Below are 24,924 nucleotides of genomic sequence, written 5' to 3'. Positions count from 1 at the left end.
AAAAACCATTGCTATTTCTTGAATTTTGCCATCAGGCGAAGCTGTCGTATTGAACCAGTGCATCAAGAGGCAAGACGCCACCGCGCGGCCGTGGCGATGATGCCTCACGTCCGAGCGCGACAAACATCACAATTTCATGATCCGATGGGAGATTGATGATTTCCCCGACCCGGTCAAAATCAAACCCGTCCATCGGGCACGTCTGAAGGCCGTATGCCGACGCAGCCATCATAAGCGCATAGGCCGCCAGACCACAGGACCGGAACCCTTCATCCCGCTGCACCTGTTCACGCCCTTCATAATAAGAGCGGATCATGCCGACATATCCTTCCCGCACGGCTTCCGGCGCGTCTTTCCAGTAACGCGCAGGATCCTTTTCCCACGCCTTGATGTCGGCACACATGATGATCAGTGCAGAACATTCCTCGACTTGCGGTTGATCCCACGCGGCAGCACGAATTCTGCGACGCTGCTCCGGATTCCGCACAACCAGAAAACGATAGTTCTGGATATTGAACGCAGTTGGCGCATAACGGGCTGCCTCCAGAATCGCCGTCAGATCGGCATCCGTGATCTGATATTTCGGATCAAAATGTTTGGTCGCACGACGGGATGCGATGGCCTGAAGAATTTCGCTCATGAATCCTACACTCCGCTCTCATGGTGAAAGACCTGCATCAGGCCTGTGACTTCAAACCTTTCCCTGAAGGAAAGGTTGCAAACGATTGAACCCGGTCAGGGCTCTGCTCGTCGCAGCAGGAACATCGCCTGCTCTCCGAAGAGATTGGCAAGTCTGCTAGACCGACGCCAGGGCGCTCTGGCACCATCTTCATCAATCGCCAGCCACTGCTGGACAACATATCCCTCTTCTTCACAAAGAACGAGAAAGTCACGGATCGTACAGGGATGGATGTTTGGCGTCGAATACCAGGGTGTACTCCAGACAGGCGTCATCGGCATGCGCCCTGTTGTCAGGAGCTGAAGTCTTAGTCGCCAGTGTCCAAAATTCGGGAAGGATATAATTGCATGGTGGCCAATCCGGAGCATTTGTTTCAACACTTCCCGCGGACGCTCGACAGCCTGAAGAGTTCTTTGCAGCACGACATAATCGAACGTACCATCCGGATAATCCGCCAGATCATGGTCCGCATCGCCGTGCATGACAGGCAGACCGTGCGCAACGGACTGTGTGACGTTCTGCATGTCAATTTCAATGCCGCGGGCATCGCATGAGCGCGTCCGGTACAGATAGTCGATGAGTGTGCCGTCTCCGCTTCCGACATCCAGAACGCGCGACCGAGGCGCAATCATTTCTGCAATCAGGCGTTGGTCAACACGCATCAGCCTTCTCCCGCCAGAAGGGCTGCATGCTCGGCAGCGCCATTGATGAAGCCCCGGATTGTCCTGTCAAAATCCGGTTCTTCCAGCAGAAAGGCGTCGTGACCGCGATCGCTCTCGATCTCGACGAACGAGACGTTTGCCCCTGCCCGATTGAGTGCCCTCACCAGAAGGCGCGACTGAGACGTCGGAAAAAGCCAGTCAGAGCTGAAAGATACGACACAGAAACGCGTCTGCGATTCCCGGAACGGATTAGCCAGATCGCCATCATGTTCAGCTGCCAGGTCGAAATAATCCATCGCACGCGTGATGGTCAGATAGGAATTGGCATCGAAACGGCGCACAAACGACGAGCCCTGATGGCGCAGGTAGCTCTCGACCTCGAACATCTCGCCGAACAGAGACGGGCTGCTGGACGCAGGCACGGCTGTGGCAGCGTCATGCCGGATCCGCCGCCCGAACTTCCTGCTGAGCGCCTCCTCCGATAGATAGGTGATATGCGCCATCATCCGCGCAACCCCGAGCCCACGAGCCGGTATGGCATCGAAATCCCTGTAGTGGCCATCATGCCAGTCGGGGTCGGCAAAAATAGCCTGCCGGCTGACTTCATTAAACGCGATATTCTGAGCGGAATGAAAAGGAGACGTTGCAATCGGCATGGCAGCAAACACCCGGTCCGGGAAATCCGCAGCCCAGGTCAGCGCCTGCATTCCGCCCATTGATCCGCCAATAACGGCAAACAGACGATCAATCCCCAGATGGTCGATCAGCTTGGCCTGAGCCGCCACAATGTCGTGCATGGTGATAGGCGGGAACGCGCTGTCCCATGCTTTTCCCGTTGCGGCGCAGATAGATCGTGGCCCCGTCGTGCCCATGCAGCCCCCCAGGACATTGGAACACACCACGAAATAACGATCCGTATCAATCGGAAGACCGGGCCCTACCATGCGGCTCCACCAACCGGGTTTTCCGGTCAGGGGCTGCTGTTCCGCGAGATACTGGTCGCCCGTTAAGGCGTGGCAGACCAGAATGGCATTGTCGCGCGTCGGCGAGAGCGTGCCATATGTACAATAGGCAACCTCCAGAGGCGCCAGATGCACACCGCATTCCAGATCAAGACCGCCCTCAAGGCACACGATCCGGTGCTTATGAACCGGACTATCCGCGACAATCGGTAACACGCTGATGTCCATCGTTAACCTGCCTCTGATGCCACGATGGAAGGCAGCATTACCTTCCTGGCGCCACGATATGACACTGCCCGACAATACGAGCAAATTCCTTTTGGATTGACGATGAATTAACGGCTTGAATAAAGTTAAAAAAACGTAAAAATGCCGCATATGCCGAATGCGTTTTCACATTCCCCTGTCGAAGATTCACAATCACCGCTTTTCCCGGTCGATGCATCGCCTCTGCAGATCCTCGGGCATTCGGGGCTGTTTGACGCATTCTACTACCTGCAATCCAACCCGGATCTGAAAGCATTCGGAACCGAAGTCCTGCGCCATTACCACCAGCATGGGTGGCGCGAAGGCCGCAAACCCAATGCTTTTTTTGACCCTCACTGGTATCTCAGCCAGAATCGTGACGTTATTGGCGATCCATTACTTCACTATATTCTTCGGGGAGAGCGCGAAGGACGACGTCCGATCGCATGGTTCGATCCCATATGGTACGCCCGGACTTACCGCGTTCCCGAACGGATGCCAGCCCTCGCCCACTATTTGCTGAACCGTCACAACACACCATTGCGCCCAATTCCCGAGTTTGATCCGGAATTCTATCTGCGCTCTTACCCAGACGTCGCCAAAGCCGGATTGGATGCGCTTGAACATTACATGGTTCAGGGCTTCCGCGAAGCGAGACGTCCCTTTGACGGATTTGACCCTCTTTATTACAGACGGAAACATTTACGACATTCTCCAGAAAGTAATCCATTACTTCACTATCTGGAAAACCGTGATCGGCCGGATGTACATCCTTGCAGCCCAGAAACGGAAGTATCTGTTTTTGGCGAAATAAAGCGCAGGAGCAAACCAGGCCCCTTTTTCGAAAAAGCTGCCCCCCTCCCGGCAAGCGCCATTCGTCGTGCACGCGTCTTAGCTTACTACCTGCCACAGTTTCACAGTATCCCAGAAAATGACGCCTGGTGGGGGGATGGCTTCACGGAATGGACCAACCTCTCTCGTGGCGTTCCACGTTTTTCTGATCATTATCAGCCGCGCATTCCAAGAGATCTGGGTCATTACACCCTGAATTCTCCAGAAATTCTCGAACGACAGGCTAGAATGGCCCATGCGGCCGGTATTGAAGGGTTTATTTTCTATTTCTACTGGTTCAACCGTACACGCCTGCTTGAACAACCTTTAGATATTTTGCTGTCAAACCCGCAAATCGATCTTCCATTCTGCCTCATGTGGGCCAATGAAAACTGGAGCCGTCGATGGGACGGATCGGACGAAGACCTGTTGATTGCACAAAATTATAGACCTGAAGACGATGAGGCTCTCGTAGACTGCTTTGCACACTACCTAAAGGACCCGCGCTATATCCATTTCGACGGTCGTCCTGTGCTCATGATCTATCGGCCTGGAACAATCCCGGACGCTCCGGCCGCTATAATCAAATGGCGCTCCATATTCCGAAAAAGACATGGAATAGATCCACTCTTTGTCATGGGACAGGCTTTCGGGGATGAAAACCCTGACCTTTTTGGTCTGGATGGCGCTATCGAATTTCCACCTCACAAAGTTGTCTCGGCTTGCAGCCTGATAAATGATGAAATTCATCTTTTTGATAATGAATTCAGTGGTCAGGTCTATGATTACAATGAAGTCGTAAACACAGCTTTAGCACAGCCCAAAACACCCTTTCCCCTTATCCGCACTGCGGCTCCTTCCTGGGACAACGACGCACGCCGACAGGGAAAAGGGCTTGTCCTTCATGGATCAACGCCCGAACTCTACGAACACTGGCTGAGTGGTCTGATCGAACACGCACAGACTAATACATTTTTCGGAGAGTCCGTTGTCTGCATCAACGCCTGGAACGAATGGGCAGAAGGAGCTTATCTGGAACCAGACCAGCATTTCGGAAGCGCATACCTCAATGCAACGGCCCGTGCCTGCACTGGCTTTGGGAAAAGCCAGTCACGATCAAAGCTTTTGCTAATTGGTCATGATGCCTTTCCTGCTGGCGCCCAGAAATTACTTTTAGAAACGGGACGTGCGCTAAAACATTACTTTGGAGTTGAAATTCGATTCCTTCTTCTTGAAGGGGGTACGCTCCTCAACGAATTCCATAGCGTGGCACCCACTGAGATTATTGCCGTAGAATCAGAGACGACTCTTCACAAACTTAGTGCTCTTCAGAAAAAAGGCTTTCATTCAGCAATTATCAATAGTGCAGCGGCTTCGACTGCAGCACCAGGCCTTGCACAGGCCAATATCGATTTCGTGTTCCTTATTCACGAACTCCCGACTCTTCTTCGTAGTCGCAATCTTTATCCGTCAATGGAACTTGCCTGCAAACTGGCACGACAAATCATTGTTCCAACCAATAGTATGGCTAAAAAACTGAATCTTGAAGCAGCAAAAAACCTGAAAATCCTGCCACAAGGTCTGTATTCTACAGCATCATTTTCTATGCAGACACGACAAATGATGCGCAAGCAGTTGGGCTTCACGACAACAGACCCCGTTGTGATGGGGGCTGGTTATGCGGATCTGCGAAAAGGGTTTGACCTGTTTCTTCAGCTTTGGCGTAAACTGAGGGGTAAAGCTCATTGTGTATGGTTGGGTGATATTGATCCATCACTTAAAAATAGCCTTCACGTCGAACTCGAAAACGCGTGTTCCAGCGGAACATTTCATATGCCAGGCAGAATAGATAATGTCCCAGCATGGCTTGCCGCCGCAGATGTTTTTGTTCTGCCTTCCCGCGAAGACCCATATCCTTCGGTAGTTTTGGAAGCGCTGGCAGCCGGCCTTCCATGCGCCGCTTTTGACGAAGCAGGAGGAATCCCGGATCTTCTAAAACAAATCAACAGTAATGAGATTTTTCACAATAGAATTATTCCATTTGCAGATGTTGCCACTTTAGCCAACGCGTCTGAAGATATGGCGAAATGGTCTATGCGGAGGACAAATAAAGAGCGTCAGAAAGCGGGATTATTTGCACAAAAATCTTTCGATTTTAAAAACTATACACAAACAATTCTCAGCCTCTCTATGCCTGAGATACCAAAAATTTCTGTCGTCATTCCTTCTCATAATTATGCCCACTACATGAGTGGACGTCTTTCTTCAATTTTTGCACAAACCATACCGATTTTCGAAATAATCGTGCTTGACGATGCATCGGACGATAATAGTTTACAGATAGCCCGCCAGACTGCAAAAGACTGGAATAGAAATATCGTTTGTGTTGAAAACAATATTGCTTCGGGGTCAGTCTTCCGTCAATGGCACAGAGCTCTCAAGCTAGCGCAGGGTGACTGGATCTGGATTGCTGAGGCCGATGACTTCTGCGAACCTCATTTTCTTGAAAATATTCTAGATGGCATCAAAAACAATGCGGCTATTGTTATGGGATTTACCGATAGCCGCTCCGTAAACGAAGATGGAATGCCAATTTCTCCATCTTATCGTCCTTATTATTCAGAAACTGCAGGACTACTTTTGGAAAGTAATAGCCACTTCACAGGAGAAGAATTTGTCAGAGGATGCTTGTCCGAACGCAATCTTGTTCTCAATGTCAGTAGCGCTATTTTTAAAAGAGATCGTTTGCTTTCCGCAATTAACTCTTGCCAAAAAGACTTACAGACCCTTCGTGTTGCTGGTGACTGGCGGATTTATATTGAACTCCTGACCCAAAAAAATTCCGAAGTCATATACATAGCAAAGCCTCTTAATATTCATCGAAGACACGCTGATTCAGCAACACACACTCTTAATCGACGGAATCACATTGAAGAAGTAGCATATATTCATCACATTCTTAAAAAGAAACTACAACTTCCAGAGTCTCATATAACTCGTCAAAATCATTACCGTCTCATGTTGGAAAATCAATTCGGTCTGGTGAATAAAAATAATATAGAAAAAATTGTTCCGAATTAATTTTAATATAATTCTTTATTTTATTTCTAAGCCATTGTGATTATTCTACAGATTTACAAAATGGGTCTGCTGACACCACAATCTGTCTAAAGATCTTTATCATAATGAGACAAAGAACGCCCGGCTTTAGTGGAAGTCCTTTCTGACAGAAGTTCACTGCTGCCAGAAAGAAAAAGCTTTCCTATATTATAGTCGATGCCAAAGCGGATTTAGAGGCAGCCATATCGGTTCTGATTGACGTGATCTGCAAAACTGGAATTGCTGTTTCCTCCATCTATACGGCACGCATTGCTTCTTCTTGATATGGAGTGGAATATCTATTTTTCTGAGAAGAATTTTCTATAAGTTTGCGAACTCGTTCTAAATCATCAAGGGTCGCTGGATTATAAATAATCAGACCGAGATCAGGACGACCATCTACAGAAAACCCGGAATATTCCAATTCGATCAATCCTACTGTCGGATGATTCAGCCGCTTCGTTCCCTCTCCATGAATCTGTACGTCATTATCCTGCCAGAGTTTTGCAAATTCCGGACTACGCGAACTTAGTTCTTTTACAAATTCATCAACCTCGGCGGAGGCGCCTGCGCGCACGGCATCGGCGCGAAATGCCGCAACAACGGATCTAGCCAGATTTGTCCAGTCCACCTGCATATCCCGAACTCGAGAAGTACAGAATACAATACGCAGAATATTACGCTGTTCTGGTGGCAGTTCGCTATAGTCAGTGAGCACGGCAGCGGCTGCCCTGTTCCAGGCTACAATGTCCCATAACGGCGTTTTGACAATCGCTGGACTATGTTCAAGGGCATCAAGAACACGTTGCAGGCGTGGCGTAATTCCATCGGGGACGCGATAGCGCACTTCTGGCGGATGGCCGAGTGCCAGCATAAACAGATGTTGCCGCTCAGGTTCAGTCAAGAGCAAGCCTTTAGCGATACGATCGAGGACGTCAGGAGAAGGAGCGCCACCTCGCCCCTGTTCCAGCCAAGTATACCATGTTGGACTTATATTGGCGCGTTGCGCGACTTCTTCTCTGCGTAAGCCTGGTGTACGGCGTCGCGCACTGGAAAAACCAAACGCAGCAGGGTCGAGGCGTGTGCGTCGATCTTTAAGGTAGGTGCCGAGCGAAGTGGGAGAGCTCACAGTCATCCTGTTGGTTTTCATACTATGATAACGTCACTACTGTAACAGTATAAAATTTAACGACACGATGGGAATCAAACAATATCGGAACGCAGACGATGAAAATTTTTCTTACCGGTGCCAACGGATTTATCGGGTCGAAACTTGTCTCTGAACTGATCGATGCCGGACATCAGGTTCTTGGACTAACCCGTTCGGATGCAGGAGTGCAGCAACTGATCGCGGCAGGAGCAGAAGCTTATCGCGGTGATTTGGAGGATCTTAACAGCCTGCGTGTCGGTGCAGCAGGATGCGATGGCGTCATTCACACAGCATTTAACCACAATTTTGCAAACTACACTGCCAATTGTGATCAGGATCGGCGAGTAATCGAAACATTGGGTGCTGCACTCCAAGGCTCGAATAGGCCACTTGTCATTACATCCACAACGTTGTTTGGCGAAGCGATCCCCGGTCAGCTCGCGGATGAAGACGTTTTTAACGCTCAACATTCCAATCCACGCGTTACGTCCGAGATTGCCGCTCAGACTATGATCGATCGAGGCCAAAACGTATCGTTAGTCCGCCTATCACAAATTCACGATACACATCGTCAGGGACTAGTTACTTTTTTAGTGCAACTGGCCCAACAAACGGGTCAGTCAGCCTATGTTGAGAATGGTGCGAACCGTTGGTCTGCCGCTCACGTCTCCGATACGGTGCATCTGTTCCGTCTTGCTGTGGAAAAACAGATTGCCGGGGCATGCTATCATGCAACCGCTGAGGAGGGTGTGTCTGTCCGATCCATTGCAGAAACGATCGGACAGCGCCTTAATCTGCCCGTTATATCCTTATCGAAGGAGGCTGCTATTCCCCACTTCGGATGGTTGAACGGGTTCGTTTCTAAAAATATGATTGCATCAAGCGCGAAGACAAAAAAACGCCTGAACTGGCACACGAATAGACCAAAAATCCTTACCGACGTCTCGAATCTCAATATTGAGACTATTTAAATTTTAAATTCTTAGCAGCCTCTTTCGACATTGCATCAGACAGATTTCCCATCTGTCTGATGCAATAACTTTACCGTTATGGAAATATATTAAACAACAAAAATACATTCTACAAATAATTATTAGATAAAACTATAAAAAAACCATGATATATTATTAATAAATACTTATTTTTTGAAAAAATTCAGATTCTACATTGCGATTTTAGCGAAAAATTCTTCTTTAATCCGATTTATTCATATTCAACTGTCTTGCAACTTCTACAGAAATTTTGGAAATATCGTTCCTTTATTTATCCTATCTTACCTTCAATCACTGAAATTTCCATCTCAGGGTAAGTAATATGCTGGCTGCTATCAATAATTGCTGACTCAGTGAGGCGTGCAGAAACGACATCCGTCATGGACAGAATATGAAAGACTGTCATCCCACGGGCCAGAAGATAATCGGTGATAATGCGTCTGTGACAGCGCCACCAGAGAACTTCTGCACACATGATCGCAACGGTTGCCTGCTGTCCCAATTCAATAAGTTGCACAAGACCGCGGTGAAAATCTTCTCCAAGCGCATAATCAGCATAATTATGAAAACTCTGGACACGCCAGAATGCGTTGACCGCCGTCGCCACCGTTTTCGATCGCGGTCTTCGCCCTCCAAGCTCGGGCAAGTGGCTATAGTCAATCCCATGTGTCGCCAGTTCGGACTGAAGGTTCGTCCCATCATAATCACGATTACGACGGGAATACGGAAAAGCCCTTACATCCACGATCAATGTCACACCATAATGACGCAAAATCGCGATAAAATCAGATAGCTGAAGCGTCGAGTGACCAATAGTGTAGAATGGTCTGCCGCAAGATGATCTTGTCTCTTCTCCGAGGTTCACATTGGATATGGAGTTTTCCATGTCGTCACAGACTTTCAAAATTGGAGATATCGTCTCCTGGAACTCGGAAGCGGGACACGTGAGTGGGCGAATCAGAGCCATTCATGAAACCCCCTTTCTGGTCAAAGGCTATCAGCATCACGCGACGTCAGAACAACCTCAATATGAAATAGAAAGCCTTAAAACCGGCCATATCGCTTACCACAAAAGCGCGGCCCTAACATTTTTAGGGTGACGCGAAAGTAAGCGTCGGGAATATTCAGATATTGATGGTCACACATTATATCACTAATGACGACACAATTTAGAGATCAAATTTGGCAGGTTTTAATTGCTCTTCGCAGTACATCCTACCGGAGCGTCGCTGGGCGCTTACCGCATCATATCCTACAAACCTCCAACCACCGCTATTACAAACATTTTACGCCTTCTGCGCGGCAGGAACCATAAGAACGCGATTGTCAATATTCCTTATTGTGTGGGCAAGACGATCTTATTGAGGTTTTTCTACTTCACCAGCAGTTCAAGGGCATGAAAAAATCGTTCACCAGCGGGCACCTCATAAGTGCCTTTCTCACCTCACCGCGTTATTTTTGCCGATTGTATGAAAGCGTCTCTTTCAGGAAGCATGTCTCGAAAACATTTTTTCTGAACAAACCGACAATCAGCTACCCTCAAAATTAAACTATCATAAAAAGTTTAATGTAAAATATATTATTGACTATTTTCTATAACTATATGAAAATATCACAAACTAAAAACGGGCATTAAAAAGTGAATTATCCACCTCGCGGCCTGAATCCATCCGCGCGTCTGCGCTTTTGGTACTCAAGACAATTCATGCTCGCGTTAACCGCAGCCTCCGTCAGCCTGTCCACTGTCCACAGCTTGGCGGCTGAAAAGAGAGACTTCAGAGAAAGCCATCCTCCAGCAAGTAAGAAACAAAATCCGGAAAAATCATTAGAGAACTCCAGCAATTACGAGCAAATTACGGTCACTGTGCGACGTCGCAGCGAACCATTGCAGAAGGTGCCTGTTGCCACATCGATCTTCACAGCCAAAGATGCGGCACGGAACAACGTCCATGACCTTCAGGGAATATTCCAGTTTGTTCCGTCGGCCAATTTCCGCACAAGTGCATCTTCCAAAGATAGGACGGTTTTTGTGCGTGGTATAGGGACGATTTCCACATCCCCGGGCGTAGAGCCTTCTGTCTCTACCGTTCTGGATGGTGTGGTTCTGGCCCGCTCGGGTCAGGCCACTGCAGATCTTCTCGATCTTGAACATATTGAAGTGTTACGGGGGCCACAGGGCACTCTGTTTGGTAAAAATGCTTCGGCAGGTGCAGTGAATATCGTCACCTCAGCGCCAACAGAAGCCTTTCATGCCCATGCCGACGCTTCCTATTTTTCTGGAGACGAGTATCGCTTGAGTGCTAGCGCCTCAGGCACACTCATTCCGTCAAAACTGACAGCCATTGGGTCTTTTCTGGTTGGAGGGTACACCGGGAATGTCCGTAATGTGTACAACAGCGAAACCGTTAACGGATATCAGCATCGCGGCGCGAGAACGAAGCTGGCATGGACGCCTGACGACCAGACACGGGTCACCCTGGGGCTGGATTATATGTATTCCAACGATGCTGTTCCCAATGGGGTCTTTTCATCGACCTCACATGTTGCCTACCCTACAGGAACAGTGACGAACAATGCTGCACTGGCGCAGGCTCTAAGTTCTGAAGGTATTCAGCCGTCATCGAATAATACGCGTGTCAGTAATAATACTCTCAGCAAATCCATTGACCACAATGGAGGTGCCTCAATCACGCTTGATCGAAAGTTTGGCGATTATACCCTGACTTCCATTTCCGCCTACCGGCGCTGGCAGAACACACAGGATCAGGATTACGACCAACTGTCTCAGCCCTACCCTTCCCTGCCGCAACTCGCTGATCATGGATGGCTGGATTTCTGGCAGGCATCTCAGGAGATCCGTATTGCATCCCCGAAAGGGCATTTTTTCGATTATGTAGCAGGCCTGTATTATCTTCATACGTCTGATTCAGAGACATATGACCGATCTTTGCAGCCTTACGGCGGAACATCTACTTCCGGGCATGCCGATTTCGGAACTACTGGAAACAATTACGCAGCTTTTGCCGAAGGCAACCTGAATTTCACGAAGGATTTCAGAGCTATTCTGGGGCTCCGTCTCCTGAGAGACGATCTGGATTACCGCTTCAACCGGACATCGACATCCGCTGCAGCAGTAACGGGTATTCGTCCAGACTATTCTTCCAATGGCTCGACAGCCCATAACGGGTATGTTGACCGGATCGGCCTGCAATATGACGTCAGTCACGATATCCATGCCTATTTCACCTATTCACATGGATATAAAGGACCAGCTTATAATGTGTTCTTTAATATGCAGAACACAGACGCAAAATCTCTACGACCAGAACAGAATAACAGCTTTGAAATTGGTCTGAAATCACAGTTCCTGCATCGTAGGATTACAGCGAATTTCGCAGCTTTCATTGAAGATTTTTCAAACTATCAGGCCAATTTTCTGGATACCGTTGCAGGTGCGACCGTCACGCGCCTTATCAATGCAGGAACAGTTTCCAGCAAAGGCGTAGAGGGGGACATTACCGCACGCCCCTTCCGCTATCTGACTGTTGGAGGCAATTTTGCCTATACCTATGCCACGGTCGATCATTTCAATTGCCCTGCCGGTGCGCCTCTCTCCTGCAATGTAAACGGCCAGCCGCTACCTTTTGCACCGCGCTGGAAACTTGTCCTGAATGCGGATTACACGCGACCGCTGAATGATCGTTTCACCCTTTCATTAGACAGTGATTATACATGGCAGAGCCGCACCCAGTATTCGCTGACGGAAACGCCCGACACCATTCAGAAAGCTTATGGGATCTGGAATCTCGGTACGACGATCGAGGATAAGAAGCATCGGTTGCGTCTTACGCTCATCATGCGCAATGCCATCAATACACATTACGCCTCTTATATGGGCTATGGGAGCCTGGGAGGTGTCGTAAACTGGCTCCCGCGCGATTACGGCCGTTATGGTGGCTTTACCTTGCACAAGGACTTCTGAGCCGATGGCCAGACGGCTCTTCAGACCATCACAAGCACCAGAAACGGCACAAGCGGACAAAGCAGAAGAACAATCTATCCTGATGCCCTCTCTGCTGTTTCTGATCGGTATCATAGCTTACGCAGACCGGCAGATTTTGGCCCTTCTAAAGCCTGAACTGGACCGTATTTTCGGCTGGACTGCCGCGGACTACGCTTCAATTTCCTCATGGTCACAGGCGACAATTGCTATCAGCCTGCTGGTCAGTGGGTGGGTTGTCGATCGCCTGGGAATAAAAAAGACGCTGGGTTTTGGTCTGACAGGGTGGAGCCTTGCAACCATCCTGCATGCTGCGGTGCGGAGTGTCAGCGGCTTTTTAGCCGTTCGGGTTGCTCTGGGGCTGTTTGAGGGTGTGGGCACACCCGCCAGCATGAAGGCCATCAGAACGACATTCCCTCGTGATTCTCAGGGTCGCATGATCGGCCTGCTCAACGCGGCTCCAAATCTGGCCGCAATGGGCACACCTCTGATTGTAGCTCTTCTGTTCCCCGTGCTGGGGTGGCGCGGCACAATTATCGCGGTTGGTGCTTCAGGACTGCTTTGCGCGTTGCTCTGGTTCCGTTTTGCCCGGGTGGGCGGCAGCAAGGCACCGGCTTCGACAACCGCTCATGCAGAACACACAACCCTCCCTGTCTGGCGCTGTGTTACAGGCTTTGCGTTGGGAAAGTTTCTTACCGACCCGGTCTGGTGGTTCCTGCTGTTCTGGCTACCCGACCTGCTTCATCGCCGCTTTGCACTTGAGCCGTCTTCCATGGGTTTTCCGCTCGCCATAGCCTACGGCATGGCAGGGATTGGCTCCATTCTGGGAGGGTACGGACCTTTTTTCCTGACGCGGGCCGGGTACAGGCATGAAACAGCACGACGCGTCATTATGGCTTTCGCCGCCTTGTGCGCCCTGCCGCTCCCTCTGCTGCTCACAACGTCCAGCCTGACTTTCGGCATTGCAGTCTGCGGGCTTACTCTGGCAGCTCATCAGGCCTTCGCCACCAATCTGTTCGGGTTCATTACCGAGTGGGCTCCGACACGGATGACTGGGCGCGCAACAGGAGTGGGCGCTTTTGCGGGTAATATCGGCGGCGCACTCATGCTGCATCTTCTGGGGCAATTTGCGGCTCCGGGCCAGTCACTGAAGCCTGTTTTCGCTTACTGCGCCGTCGCTTATATTCTGGGATGGCTCGCACTGGCGCTTTTCGCACCGGTTAGGAAACTTCTTTCCCAGACTGCCGATCCCGACCTTAACCCTCCAGTTCCGACAGTCTGACCACCCGTTTTTCCCGGGCACTGATCTCGGCTGCCGTCCCGATTTTTACGGCCAGAAGACCATCTGCGGCCGTCACCTGAACCGGTGCGCGCCCGGCGGCTGCATCCAAAAACGCCAGGAGTTGGAAGTAAGTCGCCCCATGATGATGTCCGGCAGCAAGCACGTCATCGCGCACTTCGATCGTCTCCCGCACAACGGCTTTGGGCTCACCCACAGGAACGCGGGGAGAGAAAACCTTGACCCCGGACGGAATACCCACTTCCAGCTTTGCGCGATCCCCAATTGCCACAAGCTGCTCCTGTTCTTCAGCCCCTTCTGCAAACATGCACAGATCCAGCATGGCGCGCACGCCGTTGTCGAAGTCGACAATGGTATAGCTATTGTCGATGATATCAGGCGCCTGCCCGTCATAACGCTCATCAAGATGATTGACGTCCGCCGCTCCCGAACAAAAAACGCTGACAGGATTGGCACGTACGATACAGGTCATGAGATCGAAGAAATGACAGCATTTTTCGACCATCGTACCGCCGGTATTGCGGTTGAAGCGGTTCCAGTCTCCAACCTTGGCCAGAAACGGAAAGCGATGCTCATGGAGCGCCAGCCGCTTCAAAACACCGATCCTGCCCTCATGCACATCAGCAATGAAGCGTGAGACAGGGGGCATAAACCGGTATTCCATCCCGACCCAGAAAATACCCTTCCGTCCGTCTGTCCGCGCGACAATGTCTGCGGCGTCCGCCACCGTAGTACAAAGCGGCTTTTCGCAAAGAATATGAAGATCCGTATCGAGCAGCGGCAAAAGCACATCGTGATGCGTATAATTTGGCGACGCGACAATCACCGCATCAGCCTCAGTTACTGCAAGCATGGACGGAACGTCGGCATAAGCCGGAATATCGCCAGCATCCTCACCGAAACTGGCCCGCAGGCTTTCTTGTGCCCAGACGATGGAAGAGGGTTCAGGATCAACAAGCGCAACGACACGTGTTCCGGGCACGAGCGCCAGATTACGGATATGTTCCTGAGCCATAAGGCCGGTACCAACGAGGATAAAACGCATTGTCCGCCACGTGTTGTTGTTAATGCCGCGAAGCGCGCTATACATCAATTAAACAAAGTGGTAAATAAGTATTAAACATTTATATTTAGTGATTAGGTCTTCAGATGTCAGCCCCTCCCGCCTCAACTCCATCCTGTGAAGTCAGTTGGTTCTCCGCCCTGTGTGATGATGACTATGAATTTCTCGGTGTTCCGGACAAGGCGCTCCAGTCATCCTGGGAACACTGCAGGAATATCGTACTAGGTGCGGAAAAAGGAGGCTTTGACCGTATCCTTCTGCCTTCCGGATACAGTCTGGGGCTGGATACAATCGCTTTTGCTGGTGGGATGGCTCCCCTGCTGCGTCGTCTGAAACTGCTGACAGCCATTCGCTGCGGAGAGGTCTGGCCCCCTCAACAGGCGAGACAGCTCGCCACGCTTGACCAGATGGCCGAGGGGCGTCTCGATATCAACATCATTTCCTCGGATCTTCCGGGCGAGACGCTGGAAAGCGCGCCGCGTTACAGACGCACCCTCGAATATATGCATATCCTGCGAGCCCTCCTGAACGGTCAGCCTGTCGAGGCCCAGGGGGAGTTTTACAATCTGTCCATCGCTCCCCCTCGCTTGCAGGGCTACGGCGGCAAGTCTCCTCTGTTCTATTTTGGCGGTCTTTCCGAAGCTGCCCGTGAAACCGCAGCGGCAGCGGCCGATGTCTATCTGATGTGGCCTGATACACTCGAAGGCGTTCGGGATGTCGTCACTGACATGCGGGCCCGTGCTGCCCGACACGGCCGCACCCTGAAGTTCGGCTATCGCGTGCATGTCATCGTTCGGGATACCGAAGCAGAGGCGCGCGCCGCCGCCTCTCGACTTGTTTCCAAATTGGACGCCTCCACCGGCGCCAGCATCCGCAACCGTTCACTTGATGCTGTGACGGCCGGAGTGCTGCGACAGGGAGAACTCAGGGATCGCGCCGATAGCGAAGGCTACGTCGAAGACATTCTGTGGACCGGCATTGGCCGGGCAAGATCTGGCTGTGGTGCAGCCCTGGTTGGCACTCCCGACCAGATTCTGGCCAAGCTGCGCGCCTATCAGGAACTCGGGATGGAAGCCTTCATCCTGTCAGGCTACCCTCATCAGAGCGAATGCGACCTGTTCGCCCGGCACGTCTTGCCACATCTGAACCATGCTTCACTCTCCCGGTTTGACTGAAGCCAGCATCACGATACGCACAAAAAGGAAAGCCGCATGACCTGGACACCAGACCCCTCCCGTTATGAAACAGCGACCTTTCGTCGTTGTGGCCGCTCCGGCCTTGATCTGCCGCCCATTTCCCTTGGTTTGTGGCACAATTTCGGAGGCACTGACGTGTTCGAGACAGGTCGTGCCGTCATCAGGCGCGCCTTTGATCGTGGCGTAACGCACTTCGATCTGGCCAATAACTATGGACCGCCCTACGGCTCTGCCGAAGAAAATTTCGGCACGATCCTCAAAAAGGATTTTGCGGCCCATCGCGACGAAATGATTATTTCTTCAAAAGCCGGATGGGACATGTGGCCCGGCCCGTATGGTAACGGCGGGTCCCGCAAATACCTTCTCGCCTCTCTCGACCAGAGCCTCCAGAGAATGGGGCTGGATTACGTCGATATTTTTTACTCCCATCGCCCAACGCCGGATGTCCCGCTTGAAGAGACAATGAGTGCTCTGGTGCAGATGCATCGTCAGGGCAAAGCGCTCTATATTGGTATTTCATCCTATGGTCCGGAGCGAACAAAACAGGCTGCTGCCATTCTGAAGGCTGAGGGCGTACCGCTCCTCATCCACCAGCCGTCTTATTCGATGCTCAATCGCTGGGTTGAGGTGGAACTGCTCGATACACTCGAAAACCTTGGCGTTGGATGTATCGCTTTTTCTCCGCTGGCTCAGGGGCTTCTGACCAACAAATATCTCAATGGCGTTCCCGAAAACTCACGCGCAGCCATCGGAGACTCCTTTGTTCAGGCCATGCTCTCAGAGGACAATATCGCACATGTCCGGGCCCTGAATGACATTGCGCAAAAACGCGGACAGTCCCTCGCACAGATGGCCATTGCCTGGATCCTGCGCGATCCCCGTGTCACATCCGCCCTCATTGGCGCACGCAATGTTCAGCAGCTTGACGATTCACTGGATGCCCTGAAAAATCAGTCTTTCAGCGCGGATGAACTGAAACTGATTGATCAATATGCCCGCGAAGGACATATCGACCTCTGGCGCAACCTGTCTGAGTAAAGAATAGAAATATTCACTCTCTGCAAAAGGCTCGCTGGCATGATCCGGCGAGCCTTTTGCAGATCTCAATCAGCACAATTTTTCTGACATATTAGCGTCCTGTCAAAAAAATCTCGCCATGATTATTTACGAGCCAAGCACTGTCTTCATTGCAGCTCTTTGCATGGATCGCGGCATCAGACGATTAGAGAACACGACGAATTTGTTCATGATACCGGCGGTCACACTTGCCCGCCCCTTCCAGAGCGCACGCAATCCACTCTGAACCACCGGACGGGGCTGCATGGTCAGCAAGCGTAGCGCAGCTGAGACAGTTGCTCCGGCGGCGGCATCAAATCCAGTCTTGGTATGGCCCGGACAAAGCGCAGTCACGGTGACGCCGCAGGAGCGGAGTTCGTCATGAAGCGCCTCTCCAAAAGAAAGCACATAAGCTTTTGTCGCGGCGTAAGCTGCATAGGTCGGCACTGGCTGAAATGCCAATAGGCTTGCGACGAGAAGAACATGACCATGACCTCGAGCCGCCATATCCTGCCCGAACACATAACTCAGTTCCGTAAGTGCTGTTACGTTGAGTTGAATCATATCGACGGTGCGCTCAATTGGCGTTTCCAGAAAATCGCCATGCAGTCCGTAACCGGCGTTATTCACCAGAACGTCAATCTGAAGCGACCTTGTCTCCAAATATCCCTTGAGAGCCGCCGCTGCACCCGGAACCGCAAGATCAGCAGGCTGCACAACGACTTCCACGCCATGCTTGATCCGAAGCTGTTCAGCCAGGGTTTCCATCGGTTCCTGTCGCCGTGCCACCAGAACGAGATTGTATCCTTGCACTGCCAGCACATCAGCAAAATCAATACCAAGACCACTTGAAGCACCCGTCACCAGAGCTCTTTTCCGAATGGAATTCGCGCTGTTATTCGCAGGCATTTTTTCTGCTTCCGAAATATTCTGGTTCATATCCCGTTCTTTCAGGTTGGAGTATTACGACAACAATGGTGATGGTCTGTTGACCTAACGTGAAGCCACTCTGGTGACGTCCGTCGCCCCTTCCCAGCCCCCGCCAATCGCCCTGAAGGATCTGACAGCCGCACGGGCAGTTTCGCTCTGAGTGTCGGCCTGACGGTCTTTGGCGTCCAGCAACTGCCGATTAGCGTCGAGAACATCCGTCAACGGGATGACCCCAGCCCTGTAGGACTGGCTGGACAGATCCCGCGCCTGCGTCAAAGACGCGACTTCAATTCCGAGATCTTCCGCACGTTTTTCAGATTGCTCCAACGCCATGAAAGCGTTTTCCACATCTTCGGCTGCGTGAAGAACAGTCGATCGGTATTGTGCCAGTTGTTCGGCATAAGCTCCTTTTGACTGCTGAACCTCCGCATCAATCTTGCCGAAGTCGAAAATTCTCCATCGCAGAGCCCCGGACGCCGCCGGCCCGAAACCGGCTGGCGTAAACATCTTGTTCACGCTCAGGCTCTGGAAGCCCAGAGCCCCCGAGAGTGAAAGTTTTGGATAATAATCCGCCAATGCCTGCCCGATACGGGCATTCGACGCGGCAAGACGTCGCTCAGACGCAATAACATCGGGGCGACGCCTTAAAACATCTGCGGGGGTGACATTCCCAATGGGCGGGATCGTTGGCGGAGGCGAGGAAAGCGCCAGTTCCTGTGCATAGGTTCCCGGTTGCACGCCCATCAGAAAATCCAACCGGTTGAGTTGTACCTCCAAAACGACCCGCAGCACCGGCACTGTCTCCTGTGCGGACTGGAGAAGCGCCTGCGCCTGATCGACCTCGCGCTGCGACGCAACACCCCGCGCATATCTTTGCTGCACAAGATTCAGAAGATGGGCGTCTGTCGTGATCTGATCTTCCGCAACACGTAGCCGGGCCTGATATCCACGGATCTGGAAATAAGCGTCCGCAGCATCCCCTGCGACACTGACCCGCACCCCTGCACTCTGCGCGATTGCCGCCTCGGCTTCGTCTCTGGCCGCCTCATGCCCCCGACGCAGTCCTCCAAAAAGATCCAGCTCCCAACTGGCAATGCCATGCACATCATAGGCGCGCTGATCGCGGTTATAACCCGGAAAATTCCGTGCCATGCGACCAATCAGCCCTTCATTGGACAGACGATAAGCCGAGACCTGCGGAGTAAAATCCAGTGTCGGCAACATTTGCGCGGCAGCGGCCTCGGCCGCACCATGAGCCTGTCGTATACGACCGAGTGCCGCTTCAAGATCGAGGTTCTGCGTCAGGACACGCTGCTCAATACGCACCAGTTCGGGATCATGAAATCCTTCCCACCAGCGATCCAGAGGCAGTGGCGCCTGTCCTGCAACATTGTTCTCAAAACCGGAATTATGAAACGCAGCAAGATCCGTATGTGGCGCCTTGTAATCCGGTCCGACTGCGCAGGCTCCAAGACCCAGCATAACGACAGAAGACAGAAAAAGCCGCTCGACTGGGAGCGACCTGAAGGATTTCGGCAGGATCGTTCGCGCAGCATGATCGACAGCCATATGTTTCATACCCCAAATGTAAGACCAGAAATGCTGTCTGGGCATGCAATACGAGTGAATTGTTTCCATATTCGTCACTCGTTGTCAATGCGAGGTGGGAGGTTTACAAGGCTCTGAAGGCACACAGCAGGACGAGACGATGACCAGAAAACCATCAGGGCAGCGAGGACCAGTCGATCACGAACGCAGGGACCAGATTATCGCGGCCGCTCACGAGCACTTCGGACTCTACGGCTACAAGAAAACAACCGTCGCGGATCTGGCCAAGGCAATCGGTCTCTCGACCGCCTATCTCTATAAATTCTTCGAATCCAAAAAAGCCATCGGCGAAGCGATCTGCTCCCTTTGTCACGACACGCTCCTGAGCGATATTCAGGCCATCGTAAAAGACAACATTACACCCTCTGAAAAACTGCGGAAAATCTTTCAGTCTCTTGCTCATAACGGCGCAGAGCTTTTCCTGCATGATCGCAAGATGCACGACATCGTAGCGTCTGCGATTGAGGAGAAATGGCACGCCGCCATCGCCTTCGATCAGGAATTAAGCAGCATCATCCGCAACCTTCTTCTAGAGGGCCGCGAGCGGGGGGAGTTCGAACGCAAAACCCCCATTGACGAGACCTGCCGGGCGATCGTCCTGAGCCTCCAGCCAATCAGGCACCCTGCCCTTCTGGAGTACAATCTGGAAACTCTCGATAATGATGCGACGATGATCGCCAATCTGGTGCTACGCAGCCTAGCACCATAGATTTATTTGTGACGGATTGACAAATCGTTCACCAATAAACAGGATGAGATATTATTTTCGTCCTGGAGCCCTTCAATGGCCGTCTTGCGCCCGCCCCGCCTTGCGGTGGTCACCTTATCCGCCACGTTAGGACTCATCGGCTGCAAACATGAGGATCAACACGACCCTCGTGTTGCGGATCGGGTGGTGCAAGCTGCCCACATCGAACGCGCGGACAGTGAGTCCTACCGCTTTACAGGTACCGTCGTCGCACGCGTACAGAGTGATCTTGGTTTTCGTATTCAGGGCAAAATCATTGAGCGTTTGGTTGATGCCGGCCAGCAGGTAAAAGCTGGTCAGGTGCTGATGCGTCTGGACCCAACCGACTATGTCCATGCCCTGACAGCACAGACCGGCAGCATGGCTTCCGCTCGTGCCCGTTGGGTAAAGGCCGCGGCTGATGAAAAACGCTATCGCGGGCTTGTCGGAACGGGAGCGGCCTCTGCCATAACCTATGATGAGATGAAGGCAGAGGCTGACAGTGCAAAAGCCCAGCTCGATGCCGCCATTGCGCAGGAAAAAGTTGCCCGCAACCAGGACGACTATTCGCTGCTTCGGGCCGATGCTGACGGAGTAATTGTCGAGACACGGGCAGAGCCCGGACAGGTCGTCTCGAGCGGCCAGACGGTTATCGTTCTGGCACATGCCGGCCCACGCGAAGCCCGTATCGACCTGCCCGAGGGCCTTCGTCCTGCATTGCACTCTGACGTTCAGGCCATTCTGTATGGCGGTACGCAGAGCGTGCCAGCGTATCTGCGACAGCTTTCCGATGCTTCGGATTCCACGACACGGACCTACGAGGCCCGTTATGTCATGGAGGGCGAAGGAGCAGCAGCCCCCCTCGGCGCCACGGTACAGGTCCGTTTCCCGAACGAAACAGCGCGTGAAAGTCTGCAAATTCCTTTAGGTTCTCTGGACGACGAAGGAGAAGGTCAGGGGATATGGGTTGTGGATCGCACGACCTCCCGCGTGAGCTTTCACAAGGTGCAGATTTCACGTCTGACGGCAGAAAACGCCGTGCTCAGGCTCACCCAGGACCCTGCCCTGACGGTCGGAGCAACTATCGTCGCAATCGGCGGTCATTATCTCCATACCGATGAGCAGGTCGCTCTCGCCCATAAGAAAGTGGCGATGCAATGAGTCGCTTCAACCTCTCGGCTCTTGCCGTTCGTGAGCGCGGGATTACTCTCTTTCTGATTATCGCTCTCAGTCTCGCTGGAGCTTTTGCCTTCAGGCAGCTCGGGCGCGCTGAAGACCCTACTTTCACAGTCAAAAGCTTTACCGTCTCCGCTGCATGGCCGGGGGCCACAGCGCAGGAAATGCAGGATCTCGTCGCCGACCCGCTGGAGAAACGGCTTCAGGAACTCCAGTGGTATGACAGGGTCGAGACGCTGGCCAGACCCGGCATGACCGTCCTTCTGGTGACGCTGAAGGACAGTACGCCGCCATCCGCGGTACCGGAGCAGTTCTATCAGGCGCGCAAGAAGCTTTTCGATACGACCCCCAAGCTACCGCGCGGCGTCATGGGACCTTTCGTCAACGACGAATACAGTGATGTCGATTTCGCGGTTTACGCGATTGAGGGCCATGGCCTCCCCGAGCGTTTGCTGGTTCGCCATGCCGAGACCGTTCGTCAGCGCCTTCTGCATGTCCCTGGCGTGCGAAAGGTCGATATCGTCGGAGAACGTCCAGAGCAGATTTTCGTCAATTTTTCCAATTCACGTCTCGCTACGCTTGGCATTCGCCCACAGGATATTTTCAACACCCTCGTCCGCCAGAACAATGTCACTGCGGCGGGTTCGATCGATACCAGTGGTCCGCAGGTTTTCATTCGTCTGGACGGAAAATTCACCGATCTCGAAGCGATCCGTGACACGCCGGTCACAGCCCATGGTCGCACCTTCAGGATATCCGACATCGCGACTGTGGAAAGGGGCTATGAAGATCCCGCGACCTATCTGATCCGGCACAACGGAGAGCAGGCTCTGGTCCTCAATGTCGTGATGCAGGAGCACTGGAACGGACAGACACTGGGACATGCACTGGACGAAGCAGGAAAGACACTTTCCTCTGGCCTGCCGCAGGGTGTCACCTTGACCAAGGTTGTCGATCAGGCCGTGAACATCCACGAAGCGGTCGGCGAATTCATGTTGAAATTTTTCGTCGCGCTGGTCGTAGTCATGATTGTTTGCCTCATCAGTCTGGGATGGCGTGTCGGCATCGTGGTTGCAGCCGCTGTGCCTCTCACACTGGCAACCGTCATGATCATCATGCATCTGACGGGCCGTGCCCTTGATCGCATCACCCTCGGTGCCCTGATCATTTCTCTTGGCCTTCTCGTGGACGACGCAATTATCGCGATCGAGATGATGGTCGTAAAACTTGAAGAAGGTTATGAGCGCACCAAGGCTGCCGCCTATGCCTGGAGCCACACTGCTGCTCCGATGCTGGCAGGCACTCTGGTCACGGTTATCGGCTTTACACCGGTCGGTTTCGCAAAATCCACGGCCGGCGAATATGCGGGGAACATTTTCTGGGTAGTCGGATTTGCACTGATCACCTCCTGGATCGTGGCGGTCGTTTTCACCCCGTATCTCGGCGTGAAACTGCTTCCCGAAATCCATAAGGTCGATAACGAACACGGGTCGCCGTACATGACGCCCCGCTATCAGAAATTCCGACGTCTCGTCATCTGGGCAATACGCCGAAAATTTCTTGTCGCCAGCGGTGTGGGCATGGTGTTCGTTCTGGCAGTCATGGGGATGGGAGCAGTCAAGCAACAGTTCTTTCCAACATCAGACCGCCCCGAGGTTCTGGTCGAAGTTCAGATGCCTGAAGGTACAAGTATCGAAGCGACCAGCAAAATCACCGCGAGAGTGGAAAGCTGGCTGCGTACCCAGCCTGAAGCCCGGATTGTGACCAGCTATGTCGGTGCGGGCGCACCCCGATTTTTCTTTGCCTATAACCCTGAACTCCCCGATCCGTCTTTTGCCAAAATCATCGTTCTGACGCCTGACGAAAAAGCGCGCGATCGCCTGAAGTTCAAGCTTCGCACGAAAGTTGCTCAAGGACTGGCGCCGGAGGCTCGTATCCGCGCAACCCAGTTGGTATTTGGCCCCTATTCGCACTTTCCCGTCGCATTTCGCATCATGGGTCCTGACGCGGACGAACTAAGAGTGATTGCCCGGCAAGTGCAGGACATCATGCGGGAAAATCCGAACACCCGTCAGGTGAACACCGACTGGGGTGAACGTGCGCCCACAGCCCATTTTCTGCTGGATCAGGCACGTTTGCGGCTCTTGGGTCTGACACCGGAAGACGCGGCTTCTCAGATCCAGTTTCTGCTTCTGGGCATCCCGGTCACACAAATCCGCGAAGATGTCCGGGCCGTCGATCTGATCGCCCGAAGCGCTGGTCTTGACCGCCTTGATCCTGCTCGTCTCAAGGACATGATCATCAGCAATAATGAGGGAGGCGCAGTTTCCCTGAGCCAGATCGGCCATATAGACTATCGCGCGGAAGATCCGATCCTGCGCAGGCGTGATCGTGTTCCGACCATAACCGTCCAGAGCGATATCGACGAAAACCTTCAACCTCCTCAGGTCTCAGCAGAGATTGAGACCGCCCTCACCCAGTTGAAGGCAACATTGCCGGCAGGGTATCGCATTGAAACTGGCGGGAACACCGAGGAGGCAGGCAAAGCCAATCTCGCGCTTCTCCCGATCTTCCCGGTGATGATCCTCCTGACGCTTCTCGTTCTGGTCATTGAAACGCGCAGCATGTCAGCAATGATGATGGTCTTTCTGACGGCTCCTCTGGGGCTGATCGGCACCGTCCCTGTCTTACTGCTCTTTCACCAGCCCTTCGGTTTCAATGCGATCCTGGGACTGATCGGACTGTCGGGCATATTGATGCGCAACACGCTGATCCTCATCGGGCAGATCAAGGTCAATCAGGCGGCAGGACTTGATCCATTCCATGCCGTCGTTGAAGCCACCGTGCAGCGCGCGCGTCCTGTTATTCTCACCGCACTCGCCGCCGTGTTGGCCTTCATACCCCTGACAGAGTCAGTCTTCTGGGGCTCCATGGCCTTTACGCTCATTGGCGGAACGGCTGCAGGAACAGTACTGATCCTAATCTTTCTACCCGCTCTTTATGCGATCTGGTACAAAATCAAACCAACAGCAGAATCATAAATACACAAAACCATGACGACCTGAAAAAACAGGTCGTCATGAGAGAACAATTTTATTAAAGAAGCTGCAAAGCACTATGGATTATTTTCCTTAACTGCATGAAAACGGTCCAAAAAGAGATAAATCAGGTTATCTTGCCAGTATCAGCGAAACACGGCCAACCCTGTTAGCAATCTCCCTCTCTAGCGCCCGTACAGCTTGTCAAA

The 24,924-nt window shown here is 52.3% G+C and carries 18 protein-coding genes; 10 read left to right on the top strand and 8 right to left on the bottom strand.

Translation table 11 applies throughout. The annotated features are described in order from the left end of the window. Window positions 1-31: 31 nt before the first annotated feature. The 3 genes from ABDK74_RS00190 to ABDK74_RS00180 all read right to left on the bottom strand — a co-directional run bounded on the left by ABDK74_RS00190 (window position 32) and on the right by ABDK74_RS00180 (window position 2,531). Window positions 32-640, bottom strand: a complete 609-nt coding sequence (locus ABDK74_RS00190) for a nitroreductase family protein (RefSeq protein ID WP_346002243.1) — start codon at window positions 638-640, stop codon at window positions 32-34. Between the two features lie 95 nt (window positions 641-735). Next, window positions 736-1,341 carry a methionine biosynthesis protein MetW gene (metW, locus tag ABDK74_RS00185; RefSeq protein WP_346002242.1) on the bottom strand — a complete coding sequence of 202 codons (606 nt, stop codon included), beginning with the start codon at window positions 1,339-1,341 and terminating at the stop codon, window positions 736-738. Beyond that, a complete protein-coding gene (locus tag ABDK74_RS00180) occupies window positions 1,341-2,531 on the bottom strand; it encodes a homoserine O-acetyltransferase (RefSeq protein WP_346002241.1) in 1,191 nt (396 codons plus the stop codon). The genes metW and ABDK74_RS00180 overlap by 1 nt, the downstream gene beginning before the upstream one ends. 141 nt (window positions 2,532-2,672) lie before the next feature. On the opposite strand from ABDK74_RS00180, the gene ABDK74_RS00175 reads away from it, so the two are divergent. Further along, window positions 2,673-6,461, top strand: a complete 3,789-nt coding sequence (locus tag ABDK74_RS00175) for a glycoside hydrolase family 99-like domain-containing protein (protein ID WP_346002240.1) — start codon at window positions 2,673-2,675, stop codon at window positions 6,459-6,461. Window positions 6,462-6,735: 274 nt separating this feature from the next. Here the strand turns inward: ABDK74_RS00175 and ABDK74_RS00170 are convergent, their stop codons facing one another. After that, window positions 6,736-7,614, bottom strand: coding sequence for a helix-turn-helix transcriptional regulator (locus ABDK74_RS00170; protein ID WP_346002239.1), 879 nt, complete (start codon window positions 7,612-7,614; stop codon window positions 6,736-6,738). A gap of 92 nt (window positions 7,615-7,706) precedes the next feature. On the opposite strand from ABDK74_RS00170, the gene ABDK74_RS00165 reads away from it, so the two are divergent. Then, window positions 7,707-8,600, top strand: a complete 894-nt coding sequence (locus ABDK74_RS00165) for an SDR family oxidoreductase (protein ID WP_346002238.1) — start codon at window positions 7,707-7,709, stop codon at window positions 8,598-8,600. Window positions 8,601-8,892: 292 nt separating this feature from the next. Here the strand turns inward: ABDK74_RS00165 and ABDK74_RS00160 are convergent, their stop codons facing one another. Beyond that, a complete protein-coding gene (locus tag ABDK74_RS00160; RefSeq protein WP_346002237.1) occupies window positions 8,893-9,507 on the bottom strand; it encodes a DUF488 domain-containing protein in 615 nt (204 codons plus the stop codon). On the opposite strand from ABDK74_RS00160, the gene ABDK74_RS00155 reads away from it, so the two are divergent. The 3 genes from ABDK74_RS00155 to ABDK74_RS00145 all read left to right on the top strand — a co-directional run bounded on the left by ABDK74_RS00155 (window position 9,506) and on the right by ABDK74_RS00145 (window position 13,903). Beyond that, window positions 9,506-9,721 carry a DUF2945 domain-containing protein gene (locus tag ABDK74_RS00155; RefSeq protein ID WP_346002236.1) on the top strand — a complete coding sequence of 72 codons (216 nt, stop codon included), beginning with the start codon at window positions 9,506-9,508 and terminating at the stop codon, window positions 9,719-9,721. The two genes, ABDK74_RS00160 and ABDK74_RS00155, sit on opposite strands and share 2 nt — an antisense overlap. Before the next feature lie 764 nt (window positions 9,722-10,485). After that, the gene (locus tag ABDK74_RS00150) at window positions 10,486-12,603 is read left to right on the top strand and encodes a TonB-dependent receptor domain-containing protein (RefSeq protein ID WP_346002235.1); all 2,118 of its coding nucleotides are present in this window, start codon (window positions 10,486-10,488) and stop codon (window positions 12,601-12,603) included. A gap of 82 nt (window positions 12,604-12,685) precedes the next feature. After that, window positions 12,686-13,903, top strand: a complete 1,218-nt coding sequence (locus ABDK74_RS00145) for an MFS transporter (RefSeq protein ID WP_346002234.1) — start codon at window positions 12,686-12,688, stop codon at window positions 13,901-13,903. On the opposite strand, the gene ABDK74_RS00140 is transcribed toward ABDK74_RS00145, so the two are convergent. Further along, the gene (locus ABDK74_RS00140) at window positions 13,878-14,966 is read right to left on the bottom strand and encodes a Gfo/Idh/MocA family protein (RefSeq protein ID WP_194256056.1); all 1,089 of its coding nucleotides are present in this window, start codon (window positions 14,964-14,966) and stop codon (window positions 13,878-13,880) included. The two genes, ABDK74_RS00145 and ABDK74_RS00140, sit on opposite strands and share 26 nt — an antisense overlap. A 104-nt stretch (window positions 14,967-15,070) precedes the next feature. On the opposite strand from ABDK74_RS00140, the gene ABDK74_RS00135 reads away from it, so the two are divergent. Further along, entirely contained in the window at window positions 15,071-16,159 is a 1,089-nt protein-coding gene (locus tag ABDK74_RS00135) for an LLM class flavin-dependent oxidoreductase (protein ID WP_346002233.1), read from the top strand. Window positions 16,160-16,195: 36 nt separating this feature from the next. Continuing rightward, a complete protein-coding gene (gene mgrA, locus ABDK74_RS00130) occupies window positions 16,196-17,218 on the top strand; it encodes an L-glyceraldehyde 3-phosphate reductase (RefSeq protein WP_346002232.1) in 1,023 nt (340 codons plus the stop codon). A gap of 126 nt (window positions 17,219-17,344) precedes the next feature. Here mgrA and ABDK74_RS00125 read toward each other — a convergent pair whose 3' ends face one another. Both ABDK74_RS00125 and ABDK74_RS00120 read right to left on the bottom strand, forming a co-directional pair. Further along, window positions 17,345-18,100, bottom strand: coding sequence for an SDR family oxidoreductase (locus tag ABDK74_RS00125; protein ID WP_346002231.1), 756 nt, complete (start codon window positions 18,098-18,100; stop codon window positions 17,345-17,347). 129 nt (window positions 18,101-18,229) lie between these two features. Next, a complete protein-coding gene (locus tag ABDK74_RS00120) occupies window positions 18,230-19,735 on the bottom strand; it encodes an efflux transporter outer membrane subunit (RefSeq protein WP_346002230.1) in 1,506 nt (501 codons plus the stop codon). A 139-nt stretch (window positions 19,736-19,874) separates the two neighbouring features. On the opposite strand from ABDK74_RS00120, the gene ABDK74_RS00115 reads away from it, so the two are divergent. The 3 genes from ABDK74_RS00115 (at window position 19,875) to ABDK74_RS00105 (ending at window position 24,718) form a co-directional block, all read left to right on the top strand. Then, window positions 19,875-20,483, top strand: a complete 609-nt coding sequence (locus ABDK74_RS00115; protein WP_346002229.1) for a TetR/AcrR family transcriptional regulator — start codon at window positions 19,875-19,877, stop codon at window positions 20,481-20,483. A gap of 75 nt (window positions 20,484-20,558) precedes the next feature. Next, window positions 20,559-21,662 (top strand): efflux RND transporter periplasmic adaptor subunit, encoded by a 1,104-nt coding sequence (locus ABDK74_RS00110; protein ID WP_346002228.1) that lies wholly within the window; start codon window positions 20,559-20,561, stop codon window positions 21,660-21,662. Continuing rightward, the gene (locus tag ABDK74_RS00105; protein WP_346002227.1) at window positions 21,659-24,718 is read left to right on the top strand and encodes an efflux RND transporter permease subunit; all 3,060 of its coding nucleotides are present in this window, start codon (window positions 21,659-21,661) and stop codon (window positions 24,716-24,718) included. The genes ABDK74_RS00110 and ABDK74_RS00105 overlap by 4 nt, the downstream gene beginning before the upstream one ends. Window positions 24,719-24,924 lie beyond the last annotated feature (206 nt).

The sequence above is a fragment of the Gluconobacter sp. OJB genome, assembly GCF_039638275.1.
Lineage (GTDB): Bacteria > Pseudomonadota > Alphaproteobacteria > Acetobacterales > Acetobacteraceae > Gluconobacter > Gluconobacter cerevisiae.
The sequence above is the reverse complement of the archived record's forward strand: the minus strand, read 5'-3'. Positions and strand labels throughout refer to the sequence as shown.

Bases quoted from the DNA above. Each gene is read 5' to 3' on its own strand.
- ABDK74_RS00190 (WP_346002243.1), bottom strand. From the start codon at position 640: ATGAGCGAAATTCTTCAGGCCATCGCATCCCGTCGTGCGACCAAACAT.
- metW (WP_346002242.1), bottom strand. From the start codon at position 1,341: ATGCGTGTTGACCAACGCCTGATTGCAGAAATGATTGCGCCTCGGTCG.
- ABDK74_RS00180 (WP_346002241.1), bottom strand. From the start codon at position 2,531: ATGGACATCAGCGTGTTACCGATTGTCGCGGATAGTCCGGTTCATAAG.
- ABDK74_RS00175 (WP_346002240.1), top strand. From the start codon at position 2,673: ATGCCGCATATGCCGAATGCGTTTTCACATTCCCCTGTCGAAGATTCA.
- ABDK74_RS00170 (WP_346002239.1), bottom strand. From the start codon at position 7,614: ATGACTGTGAGCTCTCCCACTTCGCTCGGCACCTACCTTAAAGATCGA.
- ABDK74_RS00165 (WP_346002238.1), top strand. From the start codon at position 7,707: ATGAAAATTTTTCTTACCGGTGCCAACGGATTTATCGGGTCGAAACTT.
- ABDK74_RS00155 (WP_346002236.1), top strand. From the start codon at position 9,506: ATGTCGTCACAGACTTTCAAAATTGGAGATATCGTCTCCTGGAACTCG.
- ABDK74_RS00160 (WP_346002237.1), bottom strand. From the start codon at position 9,507: ATGGAAAACTCCATATCCAATGTGAACCTCGGAGAAGAGACAAGATCA.
- ABDK74_RS00145 (WP_346002234.1), top strand. From the start codon at position 12,686: ATGCCCTCTCTGCTGTTTCTGATCGGTATCATAGCTTACGCAGACCGG.
- ABDK74_RS00140 (WP_194256056.1), bottom strand. From the start codon at position 14,966: ATGCGTTTTATCCTCGTTGGTACCGGCCTTATGGCTCAGGAACATATC.
- ABDK74_RS00135 (WP_346002233.1), top strand. From the start codon at position 15,071: ATGTCAGCCCCTCCCGCCTCAACTCCATCCTGTGAAGTCAGTTGGTTC.
- mgrA (WP_346002232.1), top strand. From the start codon at position 16,196: ATGACCTGGACACCAGACCCCTCCCGTTATGAAACAGCGACCTTTCGT.
- ABDK74_RS00120 (WP_346002230.1), bottom strand. From the start codon at position 19,735: ATGGCTGTCGATCATGCTGCGCGAACGATCCTGCCGAAATCCTTCAGG.
- ABDK74_RS00115 (WP_346002229.1), top strand. From the start codon at position 19,875: ATGACCAGAAAACCATCAGGGCAGCGAGGACCAGTCGATCACGAACGC.
- ABDK74_RS00110 (WP_346002228.1), top strand. From the start codon at position 20,559: ATGGCCGTCTTGCGCCCGCCCCGCCTTGCGGTGGTCACCTTATCCGCC.
- ABDK74_RS00105 (WP_346002227.1), top strand. From the start codon at position 21,659: ATGAGTCGCTTCAACCTCTCGGCTCTTGCCGTTCGTGAGCGCGGGATT.